Here is a 17,086-nt window from a genome sequence, read left to right as displayed (position 1 = left end):
TTGCCGAGAGTAAATTCTTCATTATATAATCAAGCCAACAGAGAAGGAACTTTTTTACTCGTTATTCGTAAATCATAGAGAGAAACGAAGCATGAATCAGGAGGTAACATTAATGTCAGAAGAACACAATAAACCAGCAAAAAACGAAAAAGCGACAGAGTATGTAGAAAAACTGCGTTCTGAGAAAGGCTTACATGATATATTAGATACGATCAGTCACATTGGAACAACAGAACAGGAAAAAGCAGGTGAGTCTTTAGAAGCACTAAAAAGGCCTGTTAGCGAGATGATGAACGATCCAAATCATGAACTTCCTGAACAACTGACCAAGTTAAAAGAAGTGGTTTCAGACTTAGAACCAAATTACCTTAAACAAGGAAAATTGCAACGTTTCTTTAGCAAGATTGTTCGGAAAAGTCCAATTGACAAATATGCAAAAAAATACCAAACGATCGAATCAGAAGTCGAAACGATCATTGAAGCACTTCTTCACGGAAAGGATAAGCTCCAAGAGGATACCGTCATGCTCCAGCAATTAAAGGAAGTTGCCAAAGAGAGAATCCATTCCTTAGAAGAACAAATTGCCATCGGTAAAGAACTAAATACTATGCTTGAAAAGGAAATGCAAAATGAAGAATGGCAAGAAGATCCTGGAGCGATTCAAAAAGGTCAGCAAAAAGTCTTGTCCAGAGTGAAAAACATGCAGCAGGCTACACTTGTATTACAGCAATCATTAGCATCGGTTGATATCATTGTCGAAAATAACGATAAACTAGAAGAAGCTATTTTTAACGCGATCACGATGACAAAAAACATTATTACAGTCACTGCCTCTATACAGCTTGCGTTAAGTAACCAGAAAAAAGTCATTGATGCTGTACAAAATGTAAATGAATCAACAGAGGCAATGCTCCTTTCGAACGCAGAGCTGTTAAAATCAAATACTGAAGAAACCTTAAAGACGTTAGAAAAACCAGCGATCGCAATTGAAACATTTAAGAAAGCCTACGAAGATGTGTATGCTGCTATCGAAATGACCGAACATTCAAATGAGCGTATAATAGAATCCAGTAAACAGTTTATCTCTGAAATGGATGAACTAAATAACAAAATGGAGCAGAAACTGTTAAAATAAACTGTCTCTTCTCCATTTAAAATCATCTGGCAGGTGAAACATATGTCATTTAAAGAAAAGTTTATCCACTACGAATGGGTTCAGCCATTTTTACCAAATTATATGAAACCTCTTCAAGAACCACGGATTGAAGAGGATTCTACCAGCCTAATGGTCCATGAGACGGAAGAATTTTTATCCGACCTTGCTTCCCTCTCTGAACTACCGAGAATGAATAAAACTTTTAAACGAAAAATTAAAGGTTTTATGTTAAAGGTGAAAATAAAACACAAAAAATTACACTTGGAAATGCTAGATTCAAAACGTTCAAGTGCTTCCATTCGGAAACGTATTTATATTACGATTTATAGAAAAAACATTAAAGCCGAAAAAGGATTAGGGAAATGTATTGATGCTACCATCTATTTTAACGTTGACGGCCGCAATATGGTTCGCAACATTAAACATCACCCTCTATTTCGGCCAGTATTTCTACATCTTCACATGCTTGATAGCTCATTATCTGGATCTGGTCAATCACACCCTACCCAGAGTTCTTTATCTTATGAAGAACCAAATGAACATGAAATGAATGTGAGCACCTTACAAGAAGCTGATAAAAATGAGCTGCATACAGAAATAAAAAAATTAGACCAACGCTATCAAAAAATGAACCAAAACATTTATGCCGCTTTTACATTGATGAAAAAATCGATAACGAGGTGTATTGAAGATTTCGATTTACTTGATATTGAGGAAAGACATCAAGTTAAAAGAATCATTGTAAAAGAAATCCCGGATCTGTTAGGTACCTATCAGACCTTACCTCCTCAGCAAAAAGAAGAAACAGAGCATGAGATTATTTTAGCAATCGAGAAAATGGATCGATTCCTAAAAAAAATCACCTCCTCTCTCGACTCAAATAGAATGGAACGAATGAATCACTTATTACGCGTTAACAAATTACGGTACGAAGATAAAGAATAAGAGGGTGTCTCAAAGGTCATAAATCAACCTTGAGACACCCTCTTTATTGTTTGTCTTGTTAAGAAAAGAAACTTTTAATATAGTATGGTCAAAAAGTCCGGGAAATTAGTTATGGAATCTTGTTTTAGCTAACATTCATTTCTCATGTTGATAAGCCATGTGTCTCTTTTCCGCTAGCCTGACCCTAACTACGAAGTGTAAATCAAAGTCCTGAGCGACGATGCTCCTACGCACTTCGCTTACTCTTAGATTCCCATTGTAAACGCATTTATAAAATTATAATAAGGTGCGACTTTCACTTATCCAAAAACTAAACTGTCTTTAGATTTTATGGGCGGCCATTATTATTGGCATTGTTTGAAGGGTGGCCATCTCCTCCTTTAGGATTCCCGTTCTTCTTTCCTTTTTGACCGGGGTGATCCTCTCCTTTATTGTGACCCTTCTTTTTCCCGTTTTGTGAAGGATGATCTTCTCCTTTATTGTGACCTTTCTTTTTCCCGTTTTGTGAAGGATGATCTTCTCCTTTATTGTGACCTTTCTTTTTTCCTCCAGTAGGTGAAGGGTGAGTGTCTTCATCTTCCTCAGACTTATTCTTACTTTTCTCCTCAGGATGATCTTGCTTATCAGATTTTTCATCTTCTTTACCTGCGCCTGTTAATTGGCTCTTTTCAGCATATTTATTCAAGTCGTATGAAGCTGGTTTGGTATCTTCGGCTTTGTCCTCTTCATAATTCTTATTACTTGATTCACCTGTTGAGTCATTTTTTTCATTGGCAGGTGAAGTTGCTGAATGGACGAGGGAATCAGCTTCATTACCAGCGTCATTAACCAGTTCAGCCATGGACCTGTCCTTTAGTTCTTCTATAGCAATACCTAGTTCTTCTGCCGATTGGAAGATAGCCATTTTGCCAGGTGAAACTGCTTGTTGGTCCGCTTTTTTAACTGCAAGCTCATCGATCAACAATGAAATTATATCAATTGAATATTCTTCATGAACAGACGAAGTCCAGCCTTCATAATCACTTAACCAATGCTGATCATCATGAAACAGGGATGGAGTTGAAATATATACACTATGACCTTCATCAAGATACCCAAGGTTTTTACTTTCATCAAGAACTTTGTGGCTTACAAAATCAAACGAACGCCCTATGTAATCGTCTCTATCTAGTTGGTTTATTAACTCCCTGCCTTCTTCGTTGTATCCATTCATTTTCACAACCTTATAGTCACGATCCAACGTTAGACCTATACTCGGATTAATGTCTATGGCAACAACACCATAAGCTTTATCTTCCGTTAAAAAAGGGTTGCCTGCAAAGAAAATAAAAAAACAAAGAATTGCAACGATCGGAACCGCCATGGTTTTATGTTGGTAAAGCATTGAAACTTGAAACGATTTTTTTGGAAGGTAGGGAACTTCTTCTCCCAATATAGCCTCAGCAGACCGTCTAGCTTTAACGAATTTTCCATCTTTCGTTAATACGATCATAAATCGTTTATGTTTCTCCATGACGACCCCTTTTTTCATGCTAACCACTCCTTCAAGTAATCCTTAAGGTACCGGTAATCTTCCATTAACACAACCGCAACAGCAATAATATATTTCCGGTTCCTTTCAATGGTTTTACGACTCATTCTAATATGATTAGTAAGCTCTTTAATCGGTAATCTCTTTTTCGACATTAGTTTTTCACGAAGCTGTTCATGTTCCACAACAGTTTTAGCAATTCCCACCATATTCTCTCTGGCATCCTGATGCTTTGGGCATTGTTGTGCAACGTCTGACAATGTGATTTTGAAAGACTTTAAAACTTCTTTTAAATGTAAGATTTCCTCTCGACGATACTCACTCTCTAATTTCTGATAATAATCGTTAAACGAAGCATGAATTTCAGCGACGTTTTCCATGTTTTCATTATCATCATCTGTATAATCAATGGATAAAGGTATTTTTCGCCTTTGTTCCTGTCGGATAAAGTCAATCACACGACGGCGAATGACCAAGCTTGCAAATGACAAAAAGGAGCTGCCTTTATCAGGAGAATATTGATGAATAGCCTCGTTAAATGCAATCAGAGCAATTGAATATTCATCATCTTCTGATGTATTGATATATCTCTTACAAACCCTGGCTGTTGTTTTTCGTATAAAAGGAATGTATTGTTCGATTAGTTCGTTTTCTAAATAATCATTTCCTTTTTGAATCTCTATTACAGTTTCATTTATATCATAAGTTTTATTTTGATTAATGGTTAAGCGCTTGAGCAATCGTAGCACCTCACTTGTGCATCCTTAATATGTATTCGACCCTAATAGGTAATTTATTAGGGTATTTTCATATCTTAACGATTTTTTTTTACAAATTCAGTGGACCTTCGACCTAACTATCAATTACATTTCAGTAATACGAGGTTTACAGTTTTATTACGATTCATTAAAATGAACATAAATCCAATTTTAGGAAAGGTTGATGAACCTTGACTGCTCACGTTTTTCACTTAAATAATGCTCGTTATCTAATTGATGGTTATGATTTAGGGGTGGCACAAAGGACCGGGATATATGTACTAGACGAAGATGCATTAACACTTATTGAAACTGGTCCCAGCCCCTCTATCCCTTATATTGTTAAAGGGTTAGCACAAATCGGCAAACGACTAGAAGATGTCGAATACGTAATTGTTACTCATATCCATCTTGATCACGCAGGAGGAGCAGGACTTTTGCTTCAGCATTGTCCAAATGCAAAGTTTATCGTTCATGAAAAAGGAGCTAAACACCTTAAAAATCCCAAACGCCTTATTGAAGGAGCAAAATCCGTTTATGGTGAACGTTTTGATTCGTTATTTTCCCCCGTACTACCGATCCCGCAAACGAAGATTAAACCAATTATGCATGAAGAATCATTAATGATTGGTGAAGATTGTCAATTAACCTTTTATGATACACCCGGTCACGCTAACCACCACATTGGTATTTTTGATCATAAAACGAATACGTTTTATTGTGGCGATACACTAGGAGTAAAATATCCTCACTTTGAAGAAGCTGGTGTTTCTTTCTTTTTACCCTCTACATCGCCTAATCAATTTGACCCTGACAAGATGCTAAAATCTATGAACCTTGTACGGGAATTAGACCCTAACTACCTTTGTTTTGGCCACTTTGGAGTAACAGCAGCTACCCAAGCCGTTTATGATCAACTGGAATATTGGCTCCCTATTTTTTTAGAGGAAGGGAGAAGAACCATCAAAGCGGAAAAAGATGTTTATCAATTAAAAGACAACTTGTTAAAATGTGTAATTCTAGAATTGAAAAGAATGGGTGTCGATGTTCAAGGTGAAGCATACACATCTCTTGAATTGGATCTTTTCGTAGGTTCAATGGGGATTTTGGAATATTTAAGAAAAACGAACATAGGTAACACTTAAACGTTCACTCATTTTTTAAATCATAGGTAATAATAAAAGGAATTCACGATCATCGATTTAAATAACATATTCTGTTACTATAGAAGAAGATAGGCTCCATCTAATGAAATGGAAATATACTCTTCAAAGTGGGGATAGCTATGGATCGGCAATTAGCAAAATCATATGTAGGGAAAAAAGTGATTTTAAATGAAGGTAAAAATGGTCAATATATCGGACTGTTGGAAGATATCCAAACAGAACCGCGAAAGATATGGGTGGGTACGCTCCGGATCCTAGGTTTATACAGTTTTCCGGAGATTGATCTTGATTCAAATCAATTATCTTCTCCCCTCTATTCTGAAAATGAAAAAGTGTTTTGTTCCGGAAATAAAATAGACTTATTTAATCAGGATTTCACATTTAGTTATAAAGAATCCATTGATTTCGCTCTCAAAAACAAATGGAATGAAATTAATGCTCAAAAAGAAGAAGCAGAGTCAACGTTAACAATGATTCAACAAGAGTTAAAACGGCGTAAAGCAGTACACCTGCTCAACGAAGACATTTTTGTCTATTATTCACTTGTAAAAAAGAATCGCCGTTTTTATGTTTACGATGAGGAAAAACAGGAAGCTTTGTCACTTGATGGATGTCCTTTTGAATTTGAAATCAAAATTAAAGATCATTGGGAAAAGGCTCACGTCGTCAATGAGGCAACGTTCGAACTTGAAGATGGAAATCAATTTGAACTGCAGCATGGGGACCGGTTAAGATTAAACAAATCTCAGTTTGATCCATATCGTATTTTATTAAATGAACTAGAAGGGCCTGCACTTCAAGCACTAGAGAGAGGCTTACAGCAATTAGGTATTTTTCATGAGCATAATGTTTATTGCCATAACACACTTTTAATTCAGCTTCTCAGCTCGGTTGAGAAGTATGCATTTGATGGGGTGAACTTCCTCTCTTACGCTACTGATAACCAACAGTTTTCGGTCCAGCATCATTATGAGCGTGAGATACAAGAAGGTGATCACGATATTACCTACGATCGATTTGAGTTCACAGCAGATACAGGTGAAAGGTTAATCACAACCTACGCCACTCAATTTTCAAAAGATTAATGCGTAAGGAAAAAAGCGTTGGTCAGCTTGCATAGCTGACCAACGCTTTTTTATCTGCACCTACGAACGTATCTGCTTCTCTTTTTCATATGAGTACCATTGAAAATACTTCATGGCTTGATTTTCAGATAGATGTTTCAGTGAAAATGTTTTTCCTAGTATGCTTGTTAAAATCGAAACCTCGATCGTCGTTAATTCATCCATTCGCTGTAATGGATTACTTGTAATTTCCACAGATTGAATTCGTTTTCTCGGTACAATCACGGTCGTTCGCACAACTTTCCGCGTCCGCATCCATAAGAAGTGATCATTCACACCAATTCCGGCGTCTTTATATTGCCAATACCCAAGACCTAGAGCAAACCCTATTACGATAAGGCTATATGCACCGTAATCAACAAAGTAAGTAGCAACAGCTGCCGCAAGAAGAACTGGAACTGTCAATCTGACCATGTATCTCTTCATGCTTTTTTTCGGTAATCTCGTAAGTGGTCGTTCAAAAGCAAAATCTGGTGCTATTTCTTGTAAATGAGCACGGACCTCAGATTCCTTACATAGGGGGATCAAAATAGTTGAAAGGTCTTCAGCCTTCGTCCCGCCTCCTGCAGTTTCCACATAAACGGAAGCATATCCAAATGGCTGACGAAGCATATTTTGAACGAGACGAATAGCTGTTATTCGCTGTGTATTAATTGTCAATTGCCGTTGCTCCAATACGCCCCTAGAAATCACCACATCGCTGCCGGTCTTCTCGATTTTAAATTGTCCATACTTAAGAATTGTACTGATGATTCGGATCAGCCATCCAATTAGCAAAACGAGTACTACAAACGATATGAGTAATATGAGTGAAGATTGAAGCACAAAACCGGCTGCAGTTTCATACCAGCTTTCAGGTACAAATTGTTGTATTTGAGAAAAAATCGCGGCTACAAACGTGGCAGCCACTCCGATCCCACTTGAAGTGATGGCGGCAATAACAAGACGCTTTGTTGACAAACCCCATCGATAGTCTACCTCGTCTTTCACTTTGTCCTCGTCTTCTTGTATCGACCAGGAAGCGGAGTCTCCGGGGGGACTCAACTGTTCCTCGTTTTCTCCAAAGTGCGCTTTTCGATGAAGAAGTTCGTAGCGGATTTGCCCGGCTTCCTCTTTATTTAAAGCAACGATTCTAAACTCAGGTTCCTCTCCGCCTCCAGCCGTTTCAATTTTCACTTCTACAAGATTAAATAATCGTTGGATTAGCTTTGCATTTAAGTCGATACTTTGTACACGATCTTGATGGATGTACCGCTTCTTTCGAAATATCAGCCCATGTTTAATATGTAATTCCTGGTCATCCAACTGATAACGAAACGTAAGCCAGTGGATAAATCCAGACACAAATGAGAAAAGAAGGAGAGCCGAAAAAGCGATTCCATAAAACCACGGGTTTGCTGTTTGAGATGTACCAAAGAAGAACAAGACAATGAGAGTAATAATCATTTGACGCAAATTACTAAAAAAGGATACAAAAATCGAAATTGGATGCTGCCTTTTAAATTCATTCATCTGGATCAGCTTCCCTTGCTAACCGCGCAATATGATCCCGTACTTCATCAGCCTTTGATTCCGCGAGTGCAGGAATTTCATGAACCGTAGCAGCTGTAGTAACTTTTACCGAAGCCAGTCCGTAGCGACGCAATAAAGGTCCTTGTTCAGTGTCTACGTGCTGCACACGGATCATTGGGATAATGACGCGCCTAATAATAAAAATACCATACAATAGCTCCACTTCATTATCATAAATTCTGTACCGCCACCGCTGCCAGTGCCACTTAGGAAATATCCCTACACTTACTAAGCCATATATGACTAAACCACCAATAATAATCCATAAAAACCAAAATGGGAAGAAATCTACAAAACGAGAGAGCCACCAGTAAGCGACTGGTACTAAGAGATAAAAAATAAGTTCAATAACTGCCGCAATTCGCCATACGATTAATGCTTGGTCGGAAATTTTTTGATCTGGACGTGGTCTATGAATGGAATGATTCGTCTCCATGACCACTATTCCTTATCAAATGGAGTGTTTTCATCTACAAAGTATACGTGTACACCTTCGTCTTTTAGTATTTGTATGACAGCTTTATTTAATTGCTCATCACGTAATAGCCCGAGAGATTTAGCTAATTCCAACTCCTCTAACTTTCCTTTTTCAGCATCTTCAATAAGATCTAGAACTTCAGTATAATTATTTTCTTCCAACTCTTTCATCACAGCTTGTTTCTCCATTTTTTTACTCCTTTATTCTGTCTATTTTAGTAACACTACTACCAATTCTATCCTATCATAGCTGATTTTTTACCTCTATTACAAATTTATAAGAAAAAACAGCGTTAGCTCGCATGTTTTTAAGTCTCAAGAATGTTTTTCCCTTGAGAACGAACACCGTTCATGTGACACTTGCATACTGCAAATCAACTCCTTTAGAGTAATAAAACTTTCTAAAAAACAAGAAAAGGGTCTCAAAAAGTTTAGTTTGACCTTTTGAAACACCCTCTTGTTAAATGTTATTGATCTTTTTGCATCGTCTCTGTCATCTGTTTCCAAACCGAACCTTTAGCTTCTTCTCCACCTTCAATTCGAGCAAGAGCTAACTTCACTTGCATACTGACTTCAAACTCTGGGTCTTCTTGTGCATTTTTCAGAGCCTCGATCGCGGACTCGTCACCGACTTCATATAAAAACATTGCAGCCCGCCAGCGTACAAGCTTATTTTTATCCTTAAGTGCATCAATCATCGCAGGAATTGCCTTTGGACTTCCAATGTCGGAAAACGTATCACCGGCTGTTCGCCTTACTGTTACGGATTTATCTTTTAACGCTTCGTATAAATAAGGAAGGACCTTTTCGTCTTCAATCATCCCTAAATATACAGTAGCTAATCGACGCATTGAAGCTTTCTCATCTTGTAGCGCCTTTTCAATAACAGGTAGGTCATCTAATGTAGGGTTCATTTGTTCAAAAACGGCAAATCTTTTACGCCAGTCAGGGTCGTCAAGCATCTCAGGGGTTACTTTTAACCATTCTTTTTTACCCGCTATTTCCGCAGGTGAATCATTGTGAGCTTCCTTAACTAACCGGCTTAGACGGTCATCAGTATATGCTGCCTCAAGCTCTTCAGCTACTTCGTCAGCTACATCCTGCAAATCACCGTATCGAGGTTTTTGTTCAGCCCATTTCCGCTGCAGAACGACATTATCATCCGGGAGCTGGGCGTTCATAGCCGCTTCTTGGAATGCACCAGGTAACCCAACTCTTACTTCTTCTTCCCCTGTTGATGCTTTTACTTGCATCGGAATCCCTTTGAACAATTGAACAGCGACATTCACTTCCCCATAATGTTCATCTACTTCAACCTTTTCTTCTTCCTCTTCTTCGGCGTCTTCGCCAAAAACCTGACGTACTTTAGGCAAAATTACTTTCCAGTCGACTTTAGCATTTCTTTCAACAGCAATAAAGTCTGCAACATGATAAACACCCTTTACCCCTTCAATAGTAAAAAGATCCTTCACAAAGGAGGGGGCATCATCGAGATTTTTTGCTGTGAAATTATGACTCTTTCCTTGAGGTAATGATTCGCTAAGTGTAAGTTTCATTGTATTTGGACTTGGTGTAGGCTCAATTGCTTTAATCTTCATTATTTTTACCCCTTTCTGAGTGTTTCTCGATTAAATCGTAACACAAGCTTACCGAACACCCAAACAATCCACGCTCTGAAGGGACTGCTCAAGCTTTGAAATAATTTCTCACTGCTCCAATACCTTGCCGATACTTGTTAAAATTTCCTGAAATGATGCTTTATCATTAAATCTGCCTGCAATCTCATGTTGTTTATTTAGGAGAAATGTCGTCGGCACGCTCATACAATGGTATGCATCATACGTTTTCGTTTTCTCGTCAATCAACATCGGAAACGTAAATCCTTGTTCTTGGTAATAATCGATGCCTGCCTCTTGCGTGCCTTCTCTTCCGACAACGTTCACCATTACCATGTCTAACTCATTTGTTTTCATTGCTTTATAAAGCTGTTCTTTGTTTGGAAGATCAAGCTTAGAGTCAGGACACCAGGAAACCCAAAAGGTTATTAAGACTGCTTTATTATCAAAGTCCGTTAACGATACTGTTTCATTTGTCATTGGATTTATAAGCGTAAACTCTGGAGCTTTCATGATGACCCCTCCTGATTTTGATATGCTACTTGTAACTGTTCATAAATATTTGTCACTGATTGAAATGCGTATATTTTATTTAAAACTGTTCCATTACGAAATAAAATTGCACAAGGTACACTTTGTATTTCATAGCGAATCGAAAGGTTTGTAAAATAGGATAAGTTACATTTATAAATAGTAACATTATCAAATAATGGTTCCACCAAAGTTAAAAACTGGTGCGCCAGCTCACAAGTCCCGCACATCGGAGTATAAAAATAAACGAGAACATTCCCTTGTTTAATAAGGTTCTTAAGTTCTAATTCTGAATGACACGATATCAACCGACGATCCTCCTCCACTCACCAAATCATTTATCCATTTTTAGTTTCTTTAAAGTCGCACGTACAAGACTGCCATCTCCACCATCAATGCGCAGAGGAAAAGCAAAGAGCATCTACATGGGGGTACTCATTGTGAGCTTTCCTACATTCACACTATCACCGATTTTCGTTTCCATCGTTCGTTCATCTTGAAATGGTGTGTCACCAGGCCATACATTCATCTTTTCTTTTTATGATTGTGTAGGTCTATGTACTTCAATTTCTAGCCTCCCTCGTAAGATCCTGTTTCTTGCTAGTATAACAAAAGACTCCCCACCTCATAAGCAGGTGTTTACTGTTGTTTCATTTGCTATTCTAATAAAAATGCAAAGATTGATTCAATACTATATAAAATTTATTCCCTTTTTTGAAGCATCAAGATTTTGGTTTACAACAAATTCATTATAGGTTATTATACGTAAAAGATTCAATTCCGATAAGTCATATAGGAATTAATTAAGAGGTGGTAATATGAACATAAAAGAATCAGCAGCAAAACAAGAGTCAGCAACCACAACACCATTACCTCCTATGCAGACAACTCACTATTTAGTAGGAAGCATCGCCTTTCTGTTGCTTGCGTTAGTCAGTTATCTGGTTTCAGGTGTTCAGATGGTAATCTTGCTCAGCTTCGGCTTAGTATTCGGTTATGCATTATTCCATGCCCGGTTTGGTTTCACGTCAGCTTTTAGACGATTTATAGCTGTAGGAAATGGTCAGGCACTGCGAGCACATATGCTAATGCTAGCAGTCGCAATTACGCTTTTTGCACCGATTTTACATTTTGGCATCGGCTTCTTCGGAGTCGACCCTGCTGGGTTTGTTTCTCCGGTAGGGACAAGCGTGATTGTTGGATCCTTTCTTTTCGGAATAGGGATGCAGCTCGGGAATGGTTGTGCTTCAGGTACTTTGTATTCTCTTGGCGGCGGAAAATCTTCGATGATTTTAGTGCTTATTAGCTTTATAATTGGTTCAGTATTCGGAGCATGGCATTTTGAATTCTGGACTGAAGACATGCCAAACTTAGCAGGTATTTCGCTTGCTGAAGATACTGGCCTCGGTTACCTTGGAGCATGGGTTTTACAAATGATCATTTTCGGAGGCGTAATCATTCTCACACTTTATGTTAGAAAAAAACGTCGTCCGCCGTCAATGCAAGTTCTTCCCACGACTCAAGGCTGGAAACGAATGATCCGTGGTGCATGGCCAATTTGGGTAGCTGCAATTGTTTTGGCGCTATTTAACGCACTAACATTAATGGTTCGCGGACAGCCTTGGGGAATTACCGGAGCTTTTGCTCTTTGGGGCTCAAAAGTAGCACAACTTCTAGGTATTGATGTCCTGCAGTGGGGATACTGGGCAAATGGAAATCCGCAGCAGTTAGAGGAATCCGTTTTTAAAGACTCGACAAGTGTCATGAATTTTGGTGTCATGGTTGGTGCCTTTATGGCTGCTGCCGCGGGAGGAATCTTTAGCTTCACAAAAAAGATACCTTTTAAAATTGCCATGGCTTCCATTCTTGGTGGGATGTTAATGGGGTATGGCGCACGTCTAGCATTCGGGTGTAATATCGGGGCTTACTTTGGAGGTATTGCTTCCTTTAGTGTACACGGTTGGCTTTGGATGTTATTTGGTATGTTAGGTACGTACGTTGCTCTTTTCATTAGACCATTATTCGGCCTTAAAAACCCGAAACGTGATGATCGCTTTTGTTAAAATTGATCTGCGAAATAGCCTGCAGCTTTTTAAAAGAGGACATTCCCTATGGAGTGTCCTCTTTTGTTCACAATTCAGAGAGTCGTATTTTCTTACTTAATAGAGGATGTTCAAAAAGTCCGCTAAAAATAGCTGTCGGAGAATAGGATCTCCTGCTAAAAACCACCTCGACCTACTCGCCTCTTTTTATGCTCCTTTTTGAACACGCACTAATATTGGAGGAGTACCGCTATACCTCTACTCCTTTTTCTACTACCTTCGCCCCTAATGTTAACTTAAAGTGAGTTAAAGCCCAATCGTGACCTGTTTCATTAAAACTTTGAACAGCATCACTGTGGATGACGACCTTGAATCCTTTGTTAAAGGCGTCAACTGCTGTATGCAATACACAAATGTCCGTGCATACCCCTGCAAGATGAATTTCATTGATTGAGCGTTCGCGTAATTTAAGTTCTAGGTCAGTTCCAACAAAAGCACTATAGCGTGTTTTATCCATCCAAAGTAGATTTCCGTATTCCTTTTTTATTGCTTCCCCATAAAATTCTCCTAGTTTTCCGTAGAGCTTACGTCCTTTTGTCCCGCGAATATTATGGGGAGGAAAAAGGTTCGATTCTGGGTGATGATGATCGTTTTCATCATGGACATCTACTGCCATTACAACAAAATCATCTGAATCAAAAAACTGGTTGGTTAACTGTGTAATTCTATCTTCAATTTGTTGACCTCGTTCTCCACAAGTGAGCCGTCCGTCCTCTGCTACAAAATCATGCGTATAATCAACCACAATAAATGCACGCATTGGCCTACCTCCCTGTCCTAATTCTCTTTATTATACCAATTATTACACATTAGAGCACGGTTTAAGAAAATTACAACTACAAAAAGATACTCGCCTATACGCTTCTCCACTTTTATCATATGTTGTAAATGAATAAACAATCTTATGAAACAAAGGAGGTCTTGTTTCATGTCCGGATATTATGGTGGTTTTGCGTTAATTGTAGTGTTGTTTATCCTACTCGTTATCGTAGGGTCCGCTTACGTTTACTAAAATAATTAAAGGCTGGTTTCCGTTAATACGGAAACCAGCCTTTCTTTTTTATTTCTGGTGATGTAATGCTCTTTTAAAAATTCATATAAGAAAAACAGCGTTAGCTTGACACGAGCCGGTGGCGCCATACTCTAGACATCGAAACCAAGATTTTTATAATTTCTTAATTCTTAATTAATGTTGATATTTGCTTTTGAGCTTTAGTCAAGCACAAGTTTACGATAACTGACTTCTATAAGTTCTTTCTTCAAGGCTCTGTCACGCATAGCGTGACAGCCTTCTTCAAAGTACACTGTTTTGTTTAAATGCCTAGGATCATTCGGTTTTGCAGTTGGTGAATTTGCTGTTCGACTCGAACTAATTGGTCTCTTTGTTCGGCATTGGCGCTAATCATTAACTTTTCCAATTCTAAATGGACTTCTTGTAAATGTCGTTGTGCCTCAGTAAAGTCAACAGGGTCTCCAGGCTGGACCCGTTTAGAATTGTCAAGTTGAGCTTCCGCTTCTTCCATTACTGTACGAATTTCAGAAATTGTCTGCTCCATGTCATTATAGTTTGTCACATTTTACACCCCATCTTTTCAAACATCTTATTAATTAGTAGGATGTGCTATTTATATGTATTTATCCTATTCCTTCTGTATAAAGCGAAAAAAAGATTGGCATTACCGCGAGACCGTGTTATTTTTATTTGGGACAGAAAGGATTGAGGAAGTTGACTTGGGAATTATTTAACGTAATTGGTACAATTGCATTTGCATTAAGTGGTGTCATTGTTGCAATGGAAGAAGACTATGACATCATGGGTGTATATATATTAGGTCTGGTAACTGCTTTTGGCGGAGGAGCAATCCGCAACCTCCTCATCGGCCTTCCTGTAACAGCTTTATGGGAACAAGGAACTTTGTTTACGATTGCCATTGTGGTCATGACACTGGCTTTTATTTTTCCTATTTGGATTAATAAATGGTTAAAATGGGGAATTTTATTTGATGCGATTGGTTTAGCGGCATTTGCTATTCAAGGGGCGCTGTTTGCTCAAGGAATGGGGCTTCCTTTAAGTGCAGTGATTGTTGCAGCAATGCTCACAGGTACTGGAGGAGGGATCGTCCGTGACGTCCTTGCCGGAAGAAAACCACTTGTATTCAGCAGCGACATTTACGTGCTTTGGGCCATTTTTGGCGGGCTTGTTATTGGAATCACTGAAATACAAGCAATGTGGCAATTACTTATTCTACTCGTCGCTATTGTTACCCTTAGAATGTTATCAGTGCAATATCGTTGGCAGTTACCTCATAAAAATGTTAAAGCGTCAGGATAATTCCTGACGCTCCATCTGTGTCACACGATATTGATCCTTAAACGGTAGTAAATAATACATTCTTAAACGGGTTTCTTCTCCTTCTTCTCCACCGCTTTTTAAAACTTTCTCTTCAACTACAGTACGGTATTCACCGTCTTCACTTTTCTCAACAGAGCGCACATTTAGCTCCAACGTCTCTTCAACTACTCTTTGCGACATATATTCTTGGTGTGTCCGGCGCTTCATATGATAATACTGTGAGTTCGGATAGAGGTAAGGTTCTACAATAGAAAAAGATTGAGTCGATAAGCTTTCATTCCAAGCTTCTCTGTATTCAACGATAAATTCCTCTACATTTTTTTCGGACTCTTCTTCTGCCTGATCCCAAACAATTTGGTCATCACAACCTACCATCATAAAAAGAATGACCATCGGAAAAAATACACTACGAATAATTAAACTTAGCTTCACAATGACACTTCCTCTTCTTACTATCTTTATCTGATTCTTTGAGTAGAATCACATTCTGGCTAAATAAGTTCGGGTCTCCCTAGTTAGTATAGCGGATTTTCCCTTCAGGTTACAGAGATAATTACTTCATAGCAAAAAACCAATGACAAACCGGTCATTGGTTTTTCTCAATCGCCTCTTTGAGCAATTCTAATGTATATCGAACAGACTTATTCATCTCAACGAACCTTTTCTTTTTTGTATCTGCTTGAAAGCAAGTAACAGAAGAAATTGTCAAATTTTCATGTGCCGTCTGAATTTGCTTATCGTGAAGATATTTGGGCTTGGTTTTAATAACAAAAACCGATGCCAAAGGTAACCATTGATCACTAGCTTCTTTTACATCATCAGCGAAAGGCTTTACGTAAGTTGCGAAATCTGCGTTTTGTTTTTGTTTAGCATAATTCTCAAAATGGTTGAAAGCCTCATTGTTTAAAACAAGTAAGCGGTCAGTTAATACTTCTAGTTTGTGAACCTCTGTTGTCATCCTTTCACCTCCCTCTCTATCCTATCAGAAGTGAATAAGAAAGGGAAAACATACCATTATTTTAGAATAAAAGAAAAAATATTAGAGAACATTTTTTTCTTCGGGCCTTTAGGTTTTTTATGGTTATTTAAATAAACGACTTGATTTTCTTTTTCAGAAATAGAATGTTCCAAGCTTTGTAGACGTTTATCGACTTTCTTCAATAAATCTGCAAGGTCATCAATTTCCTGACGATGTTGAAGCATCTGATACTCGACCACTTCATCGGCTTTTTCAGATAACTTCTTTTCTAGTTGATCTACATGAAGGAGAATTTGCCCAAAACGATCATTAAATACATGACTTGCTACCATCTCTTTATCCCTGATTGGCTCTTTAGTTCCACCTAGTTTTACGTCTTTTAGTTTTTTTCCTTCACTTAATTGTTTATGAATAACCTGCAACGTGTGTACGGTATCTTCTGTCAACACGTAATGACCAAGCTCGTTCATCTCACAATCAAGTTTAAAATATTTTATCCACCTTTGAACCGTCGTCGGGTTAACACCAAGTCTCTCTGCGACCGATTTTGTTTTGAAAGCTGTTGCCATTCGTGATTCCCCCTTGCTTTCGTTTGCTACATACATTCTCTCTTTCATTTGTAACTTCCTCTACCCTTGACAAAACTAGAAGTGATTCGGCAAAGAAAGTGAACAATAGATGATTAGTCAGGAAAAACACATGAATTCGACGGAAAATCACAAACTAAAGAGTGTAAAAAAATAGATGTTCAAAATAGCGGTCAGTAAGGAGAGCAA

The 17,086-nt window shown here is 38.2% G+C and carries 20 protein-coding genes; 7 read left to right on the top strand and 13 right to left on the bottom strand.

All coding sequences use genetic code 11. The annotated features are described in order from the left end of the window. The first annotated feature begins 112 nt into the window (after window positions 1-112). Both CDZ94_RS02375 and CDZ94_RS02370 read left to right on the top strand, forming a co-directional pair. Window positions 113-1,135 carry a toxic anion resistance protein gene (locus CDZ94_RS02375; RefSeq protein ID WP_096434934.1) on the top strand — a complete coding sequence of 341 codons (1,023 nt, stop codon included), beginning with the start codon at window positions 113-115 and terminating at the stop codon, window positions 1,133-1,135. A 42-nt stretch (window positions 1,136-1,177) separates the two neighbouring features. Then, the gene (locus CDZ94_RS02370) at window positions 1,178-2,101 is read left to right on the top strand and encodes a hypothetical protein (RefSeq protein WP_096434933.1); all 924 of its coding nucleotides are present in this window, start codon (window positions 1,178-1,180) and stop codon (window positions 2,099-2,101) included. A 328-nt stretch (window positions 2,102-2,429) separates the two neighbouring features. Here CDZ94_RS02370 and CDZ94_RS02365 read toward each other — a convergent pair whose 3' ends face one another. Next, complete coding sequence (locus CDZ94_RS02365) at window positions 2,430-3,632, bottom strand: anti-sigma-I factor RsgI family protein (RefSeq protein ID WP_096434932.1); 1,203 nt, start codon at window positions 3,630-3,632, stop codon at window positions 2,430-2,432. Continuing rightward, on the bottom strand, window positions 3,629-4,381 hold the full coding sequence (gene sigI / locus CDZ94_RS02360; protein ID WP_245415697.1) for an RNA polymerase sigma-I factor: 753 nt from the start codon (window positions 4,379-4,381) through the stop codon (window positions 3,629-3,631). The genes CDZ94_RS02365 and sigI overlap by 4 nt, the downstream gene beginning before the upstream one ends. 200 nt (window positions 4,382-4,581) lie before the next feature. Here sigI and CDZ94_RS02355 point away from each other — a divergent pair, with 200 nt between their 5' ends. After that, window positions 4,582-5,535, top strand: coding sequence for an MBL fold metallo-hydrolase (locus tag CDZ94_RS02355; RefSeq protein WP_096434931.1), 954 nt, complete (start codon window positions 4,582-4,584; stop codon window positions 5,533-5,535). Window positions 5,536-5,675: 140 nt separating this feature from the next. Further along, entirely contained in the window at window positions 5,676-6,641 is a 966-nt protein-coding gene (locus tag CDZ94_RS02350; RefSeq protein WP_096434930.1) for a DUF2777 family protein, read from the top strand. A 60-nt stretch (window positions 6,642-6,701) separates the two neighbouring features. Here the strand turns inward: CDZ94_RS02350 and CDZ94_RS02345 are convergent, their stop codons facing one another. The 6 genes from CDZ94_RS02345 to CDZ94_RS02320 all read right to left on the bottom strand — a co-directional run bounded on the left by CDZ94_RS02345 (window position 6,702) and on the right by CDZ94_RS02320 (window position 11,184). Continuing rightward, the gene (locus CDZ94_RS02345) at window positions 6,702-8,192 is read right to left on the bottom strand and encodes a PH domain-containing protein (protein ID WP_096434929.1); all 1,491 of its coding nucleotides are present in this window, start codon (window positions 8,190-8,192) and stop codon (window positions 6,702-6,704) included. Then, on the bottom strand, window positions 8,185-8,688 hold the full coding sequence (locus CDZ94_RS02340; protein WP_096434928.1) for a PH domain-containing protein: 504 nt from the start codon (window positions 8,686-8,688) through the stop codon (window positions 8,185-8,187). Before CDZ94_RS02340 ends, CDZ94_RS02345 begins: the two co-directional genes overlap by 8 nt. A 5-nt stretch (window positions 8,689-8,693) precedes the next feature. Further along, complete coding sequence (locus CDZ94_RS02335; protein WP_096434927.1) at window positions 8,694-8,918, bottom strand: hypothetical protein; 225 nt, start codon at window positions 8,916-8,918, stop codon at window positions 8,694-8,696. A 278-nt stretch (window positions 8,919-9,196) separates the two neighbouring features. After that, the gene (locus CDZ94_RS02330) at window positions 9,197-10,327 is read right to left on the bottom strand and encodes a conserved virulence factor C family protein (protein WP_198520846.1); all 1,131 of its coding nucleotides are present in this window, start codon (window positions 10,325-10,327) and stop codon (window positions 9,197-9,199) included. A 108-nt stretch (window positions 10,328-10,435) separates the two neighbouring features. Further along, window positions 10,436-10,858, bottom strand: coding sequence for a TlpA disulfide reductase family protein (locus CDZ94_RS02325; protein WP_096434925.1), 423 nt, complete (start codon window positions 10,856-10,858; stop codon window positions 10,436-10,438). Beyond that, a complete protein-coding gene (locus tag CDZ94_RS02320; RefSeq protein WP_157911688.1) occupies window positions 10,855-11,184 on the bottom strand; it encodes a thioredoxin family protein in 330 nt (109 codons plus the stop codon). The genes CDZ94_RS02325 and CDZ94_RS02320 overlap by 4 nt, the downstream gene beginning before the upstream one ends. A 510-nt stretch (window positions 11,185-11,694) precedes the next feature. Here CDZ94_RS02320 and CDZ94_RS02315 point away from each other — a divergent pair. Continuing rightward, window positions 11,695-12,939, top strand: a complete 1,245-nt coding sequence (locus tag CDZ94_RS02315) for a YeeE/YedE family protein (protein WP_096434923.1) — start codon at window positions 11,695-11,697, stop codon at window positions 12,937-12,939. A gap of 229 nt (window positions 12,940-13,168) precedes the next feature. On the opposite strand, the gene CDZ94_RS02310 is transcribed toward CDZ94_RS02315, so the two are convergent. Next, window positions 13,169-13,738 (bottom strand): cysteine hydrolase family protein, encoded by a 570-nt coding sequence (locus tag CDZ94_RS02310; RefSeq protein WP_096434922.1) that lies wholly within the window; start codon window positions 13,736-13,738, stop codon window positions 13,169-13,171. A gap of 168 nt (window positions 13,739-13,906) precedes the next feature. Here CDZ94_RS02310 and CDZ94_RS02305 point away from each other — a divergent pair, with 168 nt between their 5' ends. Beyond that, a complete protein-coding gene (locus CDZ94_RS02305; protein ID WP_100831959.1) occupies window positions 13,907-13,990 on the top strand; it encodes a YjcZ family sporulation protein in 84 nt (27 codons plus the stop codon). A gap of 301 nt (window positions 13,991-14,291) precedes the next feature. Here the strand turns inward: CDZ94_RS02305 and CDZ94_RS02300 are convergent, their stop codons facing one another. Beyond that, window positions 14,292-14,552, bottom strand: a complete 261-nt coding sequence (locus CDZ94_RS02300; protein ID WP_096434920.1) for a DUF2524 family protein — start codon at window positions 14,550-14,552, stop codon at window positions 14,292-14,294. 152 nt (window positions 14,553-14,704) lie between these two features. On the opposite strand from CDZ94_RS02300, the gene CDZ94_RS02295 reads away from it, so the two are divergent. Then, entirely contained in the window at window positions 14,705-15,310 is a 606-nt protein-coding gene (locus tag CDZ94_RS02295) for a trimeric intracellular cation channel family protein (RefSeq protein ID WP_096434919.1), read from the top strand. Here the strand turns inward: CDZ94_RS02295 and CDZ94_RS02290 are convergent. From CDZ94_RS02290 to racA, 3 genes are all read right to left on the bottom strand, one after another. After that, a complete protein-coding gene (locus CDZ94_RS02290) occupies window positions 15,302-15,763 on the bottom strand; it encodes a TcaA NTF2-like domain-containing protein (RefSeq protein WP_096434918.1) in 462 nt (153 codons plus the stop codon). The two genes, CDZ94_RS02295 and CDZ94_RS02290, sit on opposite strands and share 9 nt — an antisense overlap. Window positions 15,764-15,917: 154 nt before the next feature. Then, window positions 15,918-16,289, bottom strand: coding sequence for a YppE family protein (locus CDZ94_RS02285; RefSeq protein ID WP_096434917.1), 372 nt, complete (start codon window positions 16,287-16,289; stop codon window positions 15,918-15,920). Between the two features lie 56 nt (window positions 16,290-16,345). After that, on the bottom strand, window positions 16,346-16,879 hold the full coding sequence (gene racA, locus CDZ94_RS02280; protein ID WP_157811992.1) for a chromosome-anchoring protein RacA: 534 nt from the start codon (window positions 16,877-16,879) through the stop codon (window positions 16,346-16,348). Window positions 16,880-17,086 lie beyond the last annotated feature (207 nt).

It is taken from the genome of Alteribacter populi (genome assembly GCF_002352765.1).
Lineage (GTDB): Bacteria > Bacillota > Bacilli > Bacillales > Salisediminibacteriaceae > Alteribacter > Alteribacter populi.
This window is presented reverse-complemented; position numbering and strand designations above follow the sequence as displayed.